Genomic DNA, 12,467 nt, shown 5'->3' on the forward strand with positions numbered 1-12,467 from the left:
AAATAACGAAGTGGAGAGCCGCATGGTTCCCGTAATCGCCCTGGTGGGCCGACCGAACGTCGGCAAGTCCACCTTGTTCAACCGCCTGACCAGGACTCGTGACGCCATCGTCGGCGACTTGTCCGGTCTGACCCGTGATCGCCAATACGGTGAGGCCAAGTGGCAAGGGCGTTCCTACATTCTGGTCGACACCGGCGGTATCTCCGGTGACGAGCACGGTATGGACGAAAAAATGGCCGAGCAGTCGCTGCTGGCCATTGAAGAAGCGGATGTCGTTCTGTTCCTGGTAGATGCCAAGGCCGGTTTCACCGCCGCCGACCAGATGATCGCCGAGCATTTGCGCAAACGTAACAAGCGTTCTTACGTGGTTGCCAACAAGGTCGACAACATCGACCCTGAAATGGCCCGCGCTGAATTCGCCCCGTTGGGCATGGGTCACGCGATCCCTATCGCGGGTGCTCATGGTCGTGGCATCACCCAGATGCTGGAAATCGCCCTGAGCGATTTCCCGAAAGACGAAGAAGAGCCGGAAGACGGCGAAGAAGAGATCGTTGCCGAAGGTGAGGAAGCCAAGCGCATTCCTGGCCCAAGCGAAAAAGACGGTATCAAGATCGCTATCATCGGTCGCCCGAACGTCGGCAAGTCGACCCTGGTCAACCGCATGCTCGGTGAAGACCGGGTAATCGTTTATGACCAGCCGGGCACGACCCGCGACAGTATCTACATCCCGTTCGAGCGTAACGACGAGAAGTACACGCTGATCGATACCGCCGGTGTGCGCAAGCGCGGCAAGATCCACGAAGAAGTTGAAAAGTTCTCCGTGGTCAAAACCCTGCAAGCGATCAAAGACGCCAACGTGGTGATCTTCGTGATGGACGCCCGCGAAGGCGTGGTGGATCACGACCTCAACCTGCTGGGCTTTGCCATTGAGTCGGGTCGTGCGCTGGTCATCGCGATCAACAAGTGGGACGGCATGACGCCGAGCGAGCGCGACTTCGTGAAGGTCGAGCTGCAGCGTCGTCTGTTCTTCGTCGACTACGCTGACATCCACTTCATCTCGGCCCTGCACGGCACGGGCGTGGGCAACCTCTACGCTTCGGTACAGAACTCGTTCAAGTCCGCCGTGACCCGCTGGCCGACCAACCGCCTCACCCAGATTCTGGAAGATGCGGTCGGTGAGCACGCGCCGCCGATGGTCAACAATCGCCGGATCAAGCTGCGTTACGCCCACTTGGGTGGTGCGAATCCGCCGATCATCGTGATCCACGGTAACCAGATCGAGAAGGTGCCGAAGTCTTACGTTCGTTACCTGGAAAACACTTACCGTCGTGTCTTGAAGCTGGTCGGTACGCCGATCCGCATCGAGTTCAAGGGCGGCGAGAACCCGTACGAAGGCAAAAAGACCACGCTGACCGACCGCCAGGTCAACAAGAAGCGTCGCATGATGTCGCACCACAAAAAGGCCGACAAAAAGCGCCGCGATAAGAAATAGAAGCAGCTTTGATCGTTCCCACGCTCCCGCGTGGGAACGATCAATGCATCAGAAGAAGGGCGCCCATTGGCGCCCTTTTTTTATGGGCACCGGATGGGCTATCCTCGGGCTCTCCCGCGCCGCCGTTAGAGCCGGGTGTAGAGCAGGGAATCACCGATGATCACCAGTAAGCTGCCGAATGTCGGCATCACTATCTTCACTCAGATGTCTCAGCTCGCGGCGCAAACCGGGGCGATAAACCTGTCCCAGGGGTTTCCCGATTTCGATGCGCCGCTGGCCCTGTGCGACGCGGTCGGCCGGCACATCGCCAATGGCCATAACCAATATTCGCCGATGACCGGGCTGCCGGCGCTACGCCAGCAAGTGGCGGCAAAGATCGCTCGCAGTTATGGCGTTCATGTCGATCCCGACCATGAAGTGACCATCACGCCGGGCGCGACCCAAGCGATTTTCTGTGCGATCCAGGCAGTTATCCACAGCGGTGACGAAGTCATCGTGTTTGATCCGGCCTACGACAGTTACGAACCTTCGGTGGAACTGGCCGGTGGGCGTTGTGTGCATGTGCAACTGGGGCTGGCTGATTTCAGCATCGACTTCCAGAAGCTCGCCGATGCCATTACACCGCGCACGCGAATGATCATTCTCAACTCACCGCACAACCCCAGTGGCGCATTGATCAGCCGTGCCGAGCTGGATCAGTTGGCGGATCTGATTCGTGATCGCGACATCTATCTGGTCAGCGATGAAGTCTACGAACACCTGGTGTTCGACGGCGTGCCTCATGTCAGCGTGCTGAATCACCAAGAGCTGTATCAGCGCGCCTTCGTCGTCAGTTCCTTCGGCAAGACTTATCACGTTACTGGCTGGAAAACCGGTTACGTGGTCGCGCCGCCAGCGCTGACTGCCGAGCTGCGCAAGGTTCACCAATACGTCAGTTTTTGCGGTGTGACGCCGCTGCAATTTGCCTTGGCCGACTTCATGGCCGAGCACCCGGAACACATCGAAGAGCTGCCGGATTTCTACCAGGCGAAGCGTGATCTGTTCTGCGATCTGCTGGCGCCGTCGCGTTTCGACTTCACCCGAGTGACCGGTACGTATTTCCAGCTGGTCGATTACTCGCAGATCCGTCCGGACCTCAATGACGTCGAGATGGCGCTGTGGATGACCCGCGAGCATGGCGTGGCGAGCATCCCGATCTCGGTGTTCTACCAGACCCCACCGGTCGGCCAGCGCCTGGTGCGCTTGTGCTTCGCCAAACGTGAGGAGACCCTGCGTGAAGCAGCGGCAAAACTATGCGTGATCTGAGTGCATTGCCCAACCTGAATGTCGCGCTGGTCCAGACAACGCTGGCCTGGCATGACCGCCAGGCCAACCTGGAGCATTTCGAGCAGTTGCTGGAACAGGCTCGCGGCGCGGACCTGATCATCCTGCCGGAGATGTTCACCACCGGTTTTTCCATGGAGTCGCAGACGCTCGCCGAACCGGAAAACGGTCCAACCAGCAAATGGCTGCGCAGTCAGGCGGCAAAACTCAATGCGGTGATTACCGGCAGCATCATCATTCAGGCCGCCGACGGCAGTCATCGCAATCGTCTGTTGTGGGCGCGCCCGGAAGGGGAGGTCTGGCACTACGACAAGCGCCATCTGTTTCGCATGGCGGGCGAGCATAACCACTACACGCCGGGCGAGCGTCAGGTGCAGTTCGAACTCAAGGGCTGGCGAGTGCGGCCGCTGATTTGCTACGACCTGCGCTTTCCAGTCTGGAGCCGCGATGCGCAGGACACCGACCTGCTGCTGTACACCGCCAACTGGCCGGGTGCGCGGCGTCAGCACTGGAACCGATTGCTGCCGGCAAGGGCCATCGAAAACCTCTGCTACGTGGCCGCAGTGAATCGCATCGGCACCGATGGCAAAGGCTTTGCCTACACCGGTGACAGTCAGGTGCTGGATTTCCAGGGCGAAACCTTGCTCAGTGTTGGTGAAGCCGACGGCGTGTTCCAGGTGGTGCTGAACGCTGCCGACCTTCAGGCTTATCGCACCCGTTTCCCGGCGAATCTGGATGCTGATACGTTTGAGTTCACCTGATCGCAGCACGTTGGAACAATTAAGGGTGCAGATTCCTCCTGGTGGGCCGATAGCAAGGTCTGTCCAGGAGGCGTGACCCATGATTGACGTCAGTTCCATCACCATCAATTCGCACGCCGTGTCTTCGCCTAATGTCGTCACTGGCAAGGCAGACGAAAGCACGCTGCTGCCGATCGCAGAGCCGATCGACAATGACAGCAAAGTGCTGCGCGTCAACAGTGCCGGGGCCAACATCGACGCGGTCGTCGGTGCCGCTGGTGATCCGGTTACTGCGTTGAAAAAGCAAATCGAAGAAGCCCAAAAGCTGCTGGCCGAACAGCAGGCTCAGCTTGCGAGTGCGCAGAGGAGCCAGGACAACGAGCAGAAAGCGCAAAAGGTCATGGAGATCCAGAACCAGATCGCGGTGACCAGCAGCAACTTGCAAGTGCTGCAAGCGGCGCTGTTGCAGGCGATGTTCAGCGTCGATACCCATGCCTGACACTGATCGTTCCCACGCTCTGCGTGGGAATGCAGCCCGTGACGCTCCGCGTCACTGGACGCTCCGCGTCCCTGGAGGCATTCCCACGCGGAGCGTGGGAACGATCAATAAACAGCAAGCAAACAAAAAGGCCCCAAGGTTCGCACCTGGGGCCTTTTGTATTGCAGCGAAGGCTTACGCCGCTTTCGCTTCCGGCTGGCTCAGCGAGCGGTTCAGTGCGCTAAACAGCGCCTTGAAGCTGGCGGTGGTGATGTTTTCGTCGATGCCGACGCCGTGCACCGCACGTTCACCGTTCACGCGCAGTTCAATGTAGGCCGCAGCCTTGGCATTGGTGCCCGCGCCGATGGCGTGCTCGTTGTAGTCCATGATTTCCACCGGGATCGGCAAGCCGGCCACCAAGGCTTCCAGCGCGCCATTGCCCTTGCCGCGCCAGTGCAGGTTGGTTTCGCCCTGACCTTTGCTGGAAACTTCCACTTCCACGGCGCTGTGACCGTTTTCTTCCTGCAGGCGATGGCTGACCAGCGCGTACGGGGTGTTGGCTTGCAAGTACTCGCTGTGCAGCAGTGCGTGGATCTGCTGAGCGGTCATTTCAAGGCCCAGACGATCGGTTTCACGTTGCACCACCTGACTGAACTCGATCTGCATGCGGCGTGGCAAGTTGATGCCGTATTCCTGCTCCAGCAGGTACGCGATACCGCCCTTGCCTGACTGGCTGTTGACGCGAATCACCGCCTCGTAGCTGCGACCGATATCGGCCGGGTCGATCGGCAAGTACGGCACTTCCCACAGTGCATCCGGTTTCTGCTGGGCGAAGCCCTTGCGGATTGCATCCTGGTGCGAGCCGGAGAATGCGGTGTGCACCAGGTCGCCAACGTACGGGTGGCGTGGGTGTACCTGGATCTGGTTGCACTCTTCGACGACCTTGCGCACGCCGTCGATGTCGGAGAAGTCCAGCTCAGGGTGAACGCCCTGGGTGTAGAGGTTCAGTGCCACGGTCACGAGGTCGACGTTACCGGTACGCTCGCCGTTGCCGAACAGGCAGCCTTCGACACGGTCGGCGCCGGCCATCAGGCCCAGTTCGGTGGCGGCCACGCCAGTGCCACGGTCGTTGTGGGTGTGCAGGCTGATGATCACGCTGTCACGACGGTTGATGTGACGGCCGAACCATTCGATCTGGTCGGCGTAGATGTTCGGGGTCGCGCATTCGACAGTGGCCGGCAAGTTGAGGATCATCTTGTGCTCAGGCGTCGGGTTCCAGACCTCGATCACCGCGTCGCAGACTTCCTTGGCGAACTCCAGCTCAGTGGCGCTGAAAGTTTCCGGCGAGTATTCGAAGGTCCACTCGGTGTTCGGCTGCATGGCTGCGTATTTGACGAACAGCTTGGCCGCGCTCACGGCGATTTCCTTGATCCCGTCCTTGTCCTGATTAAAGACAATCCGGCGGAAAGAAGGGGACGTCGCGTTGTACAAGTGAACGATGGCTTTTTTCGCCCCTCGCAGGGATTCGAAGGTGCGTTCGATCAAGTCTTCACGGCCCTGGGTCAGCACCTGAATGGTGGTGTCGTCCGGGATGTGGTTGCCTTCGATGAGGGTCCGCACGAAGTCGAAGTCGGTTTGCGACGCTGCAGGGAACGAGGCTTCGATTTCTTTCACGCCAACCGACACCAGGGTTTTCCAGAAACGCAGCTTCTTGACCGCGTCCATTGGCTCGATCAGCGACTGGTTGCCATCGCGAAGGTCAGAGCTGCACCAGATCGGCGCGGCGGTGATGGTCTTCGACGGCCAGGTGCGGTCCGGGATGTCGATGGTCGGGAACGCGCGGTATTTCGAAGACGGATCTTTGAGCATGCTCATCGGGGGAATCCTTATTGTGTGGGCCGAAAAAAGGCGGCCTGCCGGTGGATCAAAAGTTCTTGGGGAAAAGCGTGGGGCGAGGCACCGCGATTCAGCTTGGCAGTCGTGCGCTGACGAGGCACAGGCTGCGGTGCTGGCGAAGCTGAATGAGGGTGTGAAAGGTTTTCATGCCTTCAACCCTAACCGCGAGGGGAAAGGATGGCAAGCAGTCGAAAAAAATTGAGAGGAATACCCGGAAAGCCGAGTTAATCGAGATTTTATTGCTGCGAATGGCGGTGATTGTTTTGATGATTGCGCGAGGTTTGCGCACTGCGCAATTGGAGAGCTGAGGCGACGACCTCTTGTGCACAGCTATGCTTAAAGCCTGAACAAGGCAGGAGTCGGACATGAACGAGTCGGACTGGAAGCGGTATAGCGCGTTGCGCCCGTTGGCTCATGAGCGGATGTGTATCCGGATCATGGAGGAGGTCGAGCGCGCAGTGCTGGACAAAAGCCTGGCGCCTTACGAGCGGATTGAAGCCACTGAAGAGCTGCTTCAGTCCCGGCAAAAGGAGTTGTATTGGGCGTTTGGTGTGTTCAGGTTTTCACGCCATGAGGCGCGATCGCACTTGTTGGGGTTGTGCGCGCGGGAGTTGATCACGGCTGAAGAGTTGACCGGGTTTTCGCAGGAGACCCAGGAGTGGATCAAGCATTGCCTGGCGGACCGGGAAGCCCATGGGATTGAGGACTTGGAAGCTGAATAGATGGCGTCTGTTATGCCGCCATCGCGAGCAGGCTCACTCCTGCACGTACATAAATCCAATGTGGGAGTGAGTCTGCTCGCGATGAGGCCGGCAGCCTCACCGACTAATCAAGGCTGAAACGCCCCGATAAAAATCGCCGGATCCACCCGCGCATCATTCAGGCTGATATTCCAGTGCATGTGCGGCCCGGTCGCGCGGCCCGTCGCCCCGACTTTCCCGACCACTGCGCCACGAGCCAGTTGTTGACCGACCTTCACGTCGATTTTCGACATATGGCAGAACATGCTGATAAAGCCTTGCCCGTGATCGACAAATACCGTGTTGCCATTGAAGAAGTAGTTGCCGATCAGAATCACCTTGCCCGTCGCCGGGGTCTTGATCGGCGTACCGGCAGGCACTGCGAAATCCAGGCCCGCGTGAGGATTGCGCTCTTCACCATTGAAGAAACGGCGCACGCCGAACTTGCTCGACAGCGGTCCGTTGACGGGTTTGTCCAGCAGCAGGTTGCTTGGCGTATTCGGGCTGAACGTGCGGTAGGCGGCAATCTGTTCCGCCAGTTCGCCTTCAATACGCTTGAGATTGTCCGGGTTCGGATTGACCTGCTGCGTATTCTTCAGCGTGATGTGTTGTTCCGGGTACTTCTTGTTACCAACAGTGAAATTCAATGTGCGGCCGCCGCTGCTGACTTGCTGCGTGCCCGGCTTGACCGTCAACGGCACGCCGACAATCGCCAGCCAATTGTTCTGTTCCTTGACCACCAGCACCGGTTTGCCTTGGTAGCTGGCTTTAGGTGCCTGGGCCGCGCTGCCCAGATCCACCACCGCCACGCCGCCCGGTACCGGTTTGTTCAACAGGCGGGTGATGTAACTGTCGGCATTGGCGTTGAAGGTCAGGCACAACAACAGCAGTGGAGCTAGAAAACGCGGCATGGATCAATCCAGTAGAGAAAGGGTGACAGGCGTCAGGTGATTGTCTTCGACCCGCACTTGCAGTTCGCCGTCGCCGAGTCTGGCCTTGAGGCGCTGGCCATTGTGGGTTTGCCCGGCGCTGCGGATCGCGTTGCCACGTTCGTCCAGCAAGATGCTGTAACCACGGGCCAGGGTCGCCAACGGGCTGACCACTTGCAGGGTCTGCACCTGACTTTGCAATTGCAGGCGTCGCGACTTGAGGCCTTCGCGTATCGCACGCGGCAGGCGTTCGGCAAGGCTGTCGAGGCGTTGGCGCAGCAGTGCCAGTTGACGCCCCGGATGTTGCCCGGCGAGGCGGGTTTCCAGGCGAATCAAGCGCTCGCGACGGGTGTTGAGGCTGCGTTCGAACGCGCGGCGCATGCGCATGTCCAGGTCGTCCAGACGTTGCGCTTGCTGGCGCAGGCGTTCGCCGGGATGGCGCAAACGGCGGGAGATACCCTCCAGACGCAGGCGGTCGCGCATCAAACGGTCGCGCATACGCATCACCAGTCGGCGATGCAGGCTTTCGACCCGGCGCACCAGATCGTTGGAATCCGGTGCGAGCAGTTCGGCAGCGGCGGAAGGGGTCGGGGCGCGGACGTCGGCCACGAAGTCACTGATCGATACGTCGGTTTCGTGGCCGACGGCACTGACAATAGGCGTGACACAGGCGTCGACGGCACGGGCCACGGCCTCTTCGTTGAAGCACCAGAGGTCTTCCAGCGAACCGCCGCCACGGGCCAGGATCAACGCGTCGAAACCACGGGCATCCGCGAGTTTCAACGCACGGACAATCTGCGCAGTGGCTTCGCGACCTTGCACGGCCGTGGGGATCAGCGTCAGCTGGATCTGCGGTGCGCGGCGACGGAACACGCTGATAATGTCGCGGATCACCGCGCCGGTCGGCGAACTGATAATGCCGATGCGTTGCGGATGCGCCGGCAGCGGCACTTTGCGCTCGGCGCTGAACAGGCCTTCGGCGCTGAGCTTTTCCTTCAGTGCATCGAACGCCAGGCGCAACGCGCCATCACCTGCCGGCTCCACCGTGTCGAGGATCAACTGATAGTCGCCACGTCCCTCGAACAATGAAACCTTGCCGCGGACTTTGACCGCCAAGCCATCCTTCAGCGCCTGGCGAACCCGGGCCGCGTTCTGGCGAAACAGCGCGCAACGCACCTGGGCGCCGCTGTCCTTGAGGGTGAAATACACGTGGCCGGACGCCGGGCGGGCGAGGTTGGAAATTTCGCCTTCGACCCAGATATTGCTGAACACGTCTTCAAGCAACACCCGCGCGCGGCCGTTGAGCTGGCTGACAGTCAGGACTTCACGGTCCAGGCCGAGTCTTGCAAAGGGATCTTTAATCATGGGGCGCAGTTTAAAGGCATTCGCACGTGAATCTCTACGTTGACGAAATCCTGTAGCAGCTGGCGAAGCCTGCGTCCGGCTGCGCAGCCGCCGCAAGATCAGACTGCGCGTTGTGTCAGGACGGATGCGGCGTATGCATTAGCGACTGCTGCGCCCGAGCGCGGACCGGTCGACGCAGGCTTCGCCAGCTGCTACATGGATCGTGTAACGGCTCCGCGACAGGTACAGTCATCAGCGGTAATCAGGGAAGGTATTCAGATGAATGTTTTTGAGATGTTGCATCAATGGCCATTCGCTCCAATGGATTGGCTGGTGATCGGGCTGGGCATCGCCCTGGCCTACATCGTGTTTGGCATCGCCGGCTTCGGCACGGCGTTGGTGGCGGGGCCGATTCTGATTTTGTTCATGCCGCTGTCGAAAATCGTGCCGTTGCTGGTGTTGCTCGATTTTGTCGCGGCGTTCGGCAATCTGCTGCCCTCGCGACGCGATGTGGCGAAGCCCGAGTTGTTGCGGTTGCTGCCGTGCATGGCGGTGGGCTGCACGCTGGGGGTGATCTTTCTGTTGAACCTGAAATCCGACGTGTTGCTGCTGTTGATGGGGCTGTTTATCAGCGCGTACGCGATTTACAGCCTGTGGGTCAAAACCCGGCCGACACAGTTGTCTGCCGGCTGGGCGGTGCCGATGGGCACGGTGGGCGGGATGTTCGGGGCGTTGTTTGGCAGTGGCGGCTTTTTATATGCCATCTATTTGAACAGTCGCCTGCCCAAAGAGGCGGCCCGGGCGACCCAGAGTGCGCTGATCAGTTGCAGCACGGTGGTGCGGTTGAGCCTGTTTGCCATCGCAGGCGTGTATGCCGAGCTACCCTTGTTGGTGTTGGCCCTGTGTTTGTTACCGGCCATGGCCCTGGGGTTATGGATCGGGCGGCGGTTGACCATGAGGTTGTCCCGCGAAGCGTTTGTGCGGCTGGTGACGTGGTTGGTATTGGCCAGCGGGATTGCCTTGATCGGGCGGTACTTGAGTGCTTGACCCGATTTCGTCAGGTATTAAGCTGCCGGCCGTCCTGACGCCTTCGCGGGCAAGCCCGCTCCCACATGATCTTGGTCGTACGCACATTTGTGCTCACCAGAGATCCCTGTGGGAGCGGGCTTGCCCGCGAAGGCGCCAGTACGAATACCGCAGAACATCCATTTGACGCAGCAGGCTTGCACCATGAATTCACAAAGCATCATCGTCCCGAAAATCTCCACGTTGCCGGTGCACGAGCCCCGGGCTCGCGCGGTCGTGCGGTGGCTGGTGCGCAAGAACATCATCAATGAAGAGCTGACCACCTGTGGCCGCACGGGCAATCGCATGGCCCACGCCATCGCCGAAGGTGCGCGCGATGTGGTCCTGCATCCAGAGGCCCTGCCGTTCGGCGAGCCGATCAATGGCCTGGAGATCGTCACCAAGCGCTGCATCTATACACCGGCCAAAGGTTTCCTGGGCGAGGCGGGCTGCGCCGAGTGCCGCAAGGAAGTAGGCGAAGCCTTGTTCGAAAGCCTGGAAGACTGGATGCCGGGCCGCACCGATAACTTCACCTGCCCTGAATGCGGGCATGAAGATGACATCAACGGATTTCTGTTCCTGCAGGAATGCGGCTTTTCCAACCTGGGTTTTATCTTCAACAACTGGGCTGAAGCCGGGTTCAAGCAGAGCTTTATCGACGAGTTTGCCGATTGGCTCGATCAGCCGGTCATCTGGGTAAAAGTCGAACTGTAGGAGCACAGCTTGCTGGCGATGGCGGACTTAAGGACGCCATCGCGGGCAAGCCTTGCTCCTACAGAATTCGGCGTTAAATACCCGTCGATCGACCGTGTCGATAATAGACAGAGTTTTACATTGAACCCGAGGGGGTGTCTGACTATAATGGCGCGCTTCCATTTTCCCGCTCGGGAGCCCCCGCGATGCTGCGTATCAGCCAAGAAGCTCTGACATTCGACGACATTCTCCTAGTGCCCGGTTATTCCGAGGTGCTTCCTAACGAAGTCAGTCTCAAGACCCGCCTAACCCGTGGCATCGAGCTGAACATTCCTCTGGTTTCTGCCGCCATGGACACCGTTACTGAAGCCCGTCTGGCAATCGCCATGGCTCAGGAAGGTGGCATCGGCATCATCCACAAGAACATGACCATCGAGCAGCAAGCTGCCGAAGTGCGCAAGGTCAAGCGTTACGAAGCCGGTGTGGTCAAGGACCCGATCACGATCGAGGCGGATGCCACGGTTCGTGAACTGTTCGAACTGACCCGCATGCACAACATCTCCGGCGTTCCGGTACTGCACGATGGCGACCTGGTCGGCATCGTCACTTCCCGTGACGTGCGTTTCGAAAACCGTCTGGACGCCCGTGTCCGTGAAGTGATGACGCCGAAAGAGCGTCTGGTCACGGTCAAGGAAGGCGCCGACAAGAACGACGTTCGCGAGCTGTTGCACAAGCACCGCATCGAACGCGTGCTGATCGTCGACGACAAATTCGCCCTCAAGGGCATGATGACCGTCAACGACATCGAAAAAGCCAAAGCCTACCCGCTGGCCAGCAAGGACGATCAAGGTCGTCTGCGCGTTGGTGCGGCAGTCGGTACCGGTAAAGACACCGGTGATCGCGTCGCTGCCCTGGTCAATGCCGGCGTTGACGTGGTGGTGGTCGACACCGCTCACGGTCACTCCAAAGGCGTGATCGACCGCGTTCGCTGGGTCAAACAGAATTTCCCTGAAGTGCAGGTCATCGGCGGCAACATCGCCACGGGCGCTGCCGCCAAGGCCCTGGCCGAAGCAGGCGCTGACGCAGTCAAGGTCGGTATCGGCCCTGGCTCGATCTGCACCACCCGTATCGTCGCCGGTGTCGGCGTCCCGCAAATCAGTGCCATCGCCAACGTCGCCGCTGCCCTCGAAGGCACTGGCGTTCCGTTGATCGCCGACGGCGGCATCCGTTTCTCCGGTGACCTGTCCAAGGCCATCGTTGCCGGTGCCTCCTGCGTAATGATGGGCTCGATGTTCGCCGGTACTGAAGAAGCACCGGGCGAAATCGAACTGTTCCAGGGTCGTTCGTACAAGGCTTACCGTGGCATGGGCTCGCTGGGCGCCATGTCCCAGGCTCAAGGCTCCTCCGACCGTTACTTCCAGGATTCTTCGGCAGGCGCCGAGAAGCTGGTTCCGGAAGGTATCGAAGGCCGTGTTCCTTACAAGGGCACCCTGAGCGCCATCATCCATCAACTGATGGGCGGCCTGCGTTCCTCGATGGGTTACACCGGCAGTGCCGACATCGAAGAAATGCGCACCAAGCCTGAGTTCGTGCGGATCACCGGCGCTGGCATGGCCGAGTCCCACGTTCACGACGTACAGATCACCAAAGAAGCGCCAAACTACCGCGTAGGTTGAGCCTTCAAGCAAATCGTTAAGCAACCGGGGCTGTTCTATTCAGCCCCGAGTTGTTTCTGAATCACGACTGTTTCTGACTTACTTAGACGAG

The 12,467-nt window shown here is 59.6% G+C and carries 11 protein-coding genes; 8 read left to right on the plus strand and 3 right to left on the minus strand.

Going from position 1 to position 12,467, the window contains the following annotated elements; all coding sequences use genetic code 11:
• The first annotated feature begins 22 nt into the window (after window positions 1-22).
• The 4 genes from der (at window position 23) to C7534_RS03190 (ending at window position 4,054) form a co-directional block, all read left to right on the plus strand.
• On the plus strand, window positions 23-1,492 hold the full coding sequence (der, locus tag C7534_RS03175) for a ribosome biogenesis GTPase Der (RefSeq protein ID WP_109784980.1): 1,470 nt from the start codon (window positions 23-25) through the stop codon (window positions 1,490-1,492).
• Window positions 1,493-1,648: 156 nt separating this feature from the next.
• Window positions 1,649-2,797, plus strand: coding sequence for a pyridoxal phosphate-dependent aminotransferase (locus C7534_RS03180; RefSeq protein WP_109785262.1), 1,149 nt, complete (start codon window positions 1,649-1,651; stop codon window positions 2,795-2,797).
• Window positions 2,785-3,576: an amidohydrolase gene (locus tag C7534_RS03185; protein WP_109784981.1), complete on the plus strand. Its 792-nt coding sequence runs from the start codon at window positions 2,785-2,787 to the stop codon at window positions 3,574-3,576. The genes C7534_RS03180 and C7534_RS03185 overlap by 13 nt, the downstream gene beginning before the upstream one ends.
• 79 nt (window positions 3,577-3,655) lie before the next feature.
• Complete coding sequence (locus C7534_RS03190) at window positions 3,656-4,054, plus strand: hypothetical protein (RefSeq protein WP_109784982.1); 399 nt, start codon at window positions 3,656-3,658, stop codon at window positions 4,052-4,054.
• A gap of 174 nt (window positions 4,055-4,228) precedes the next feature.
• Here C7534_RS03190 and leuA read toward each other — a convergent pair whose 3' ends face one another.
• A complete protein-coding gene (gene leuA, locus C7534_RS03195) occupies window positions 4,229-5,908 on the minus strand; it encodes a 2-isopropylmalate synthase (RefSeq protein ID WP_046026615.1) in 1,680 nt (559 codons plus the stop codon).
• Window positions 5,909-6,294: 386 nt separating this feature from the next.
• Here leuA and C7534_RS03205 point away from each other — a divergent pair, with 386 nt between their 5' ends.
• On the plus strand, window positions 6,295-6,651 hold the full coding sequence (locus C7534_RS03205) for a hypothetical protein (RefSeq protein WP_046026612.1): 357 nt from the start codon (window positions 6,295-6,297) through the stop codon (window positions 6,649-6,651).
• Window positions 6,652-6,758: 107 nt separating this feature from the next.
• Here C7534_RS03205 and C7534_RS03210 read toward each other — a convergent pair whose 3' ends face one another.
• Complete coding sequence (locus C7534_RS03210) at window positions 6,759-7,580, minus strand: peptidoglycan DD-metalloendopeptidase family protein (protein WP_109784984.1); 822 nt, start codon at window positions 7,578-7,580, stop codon at window positions 6,759-6,761.
• 3 nt (window positions 7,581-7,583) lie between these two features.
• Window positions 7,584-8,963 carry an exodeoxyribonuclease VII large subunit gene (gene xseA, locus C7534_RS03215; protein WP_046026610.1) on the minus strand — a complete coding sequence of 460 codons (1,380 nt, stop codon included), beginning with the start codon at window positions 8,961-8,963 and terminating at the stop codon, window positions 7,584-7,586.
• A gap of 258 nt (window positions 8,964-9,221) precedes the next feature.
• Between xseA and C7534_RS03220 the strand changes: the two genes are divergently transcribed.
• From C7534_RS03220 to guaB, 3 genes are all read left to right on the plus strand, one after another.
• Window positions 9,222-9,989, plus strand: coding sequence for a sulfite exporter TauE/SafE family protein (locus C7534_RS03220; RefSeq protein WP_109784985.1), 768 nt, complete (start codon window positions 9,222-9,224; stop codon window positions 9,987-9,989).
• 183 nt (window positions 9,990-10,172) lie between these two features.
• Entirely contained in the window at window positions 10,173-10,721 is a 549-nt protein-coding gene (locus C7534_RS03225) for a hypothetical protein (RefSeq protein WP_046026608.1), read from the plus strand.
• Between the two features lie 185 nt (window positions 10,722-10,906).
• Window positions 10,907-12,376 carry an IMP dehydrogenase gene (guaB, locus tag C7534_RS03230; protein WP_046026607.1) on the plus strand — a complete coding sequence of 490 codons (1,470 nt, stop codon included), beginning with the start codon at window positions 10,907-10,909 and terminating at the stop codon, window positions 12,374-12,376.
• Window positions 12,377-12,467: the final 91 nt, after the last annotated feature.

The sequence above is a fragment of the Pseudomonas sp. OV226 genome (genome assembly GCF_003148705.1).
Classification (GTDB): Bacteria; Pseudomonadota; Gammaproteobacteria; order Pseudomonadales; family Pseudomonadaceae; genus Aquipseudomonas.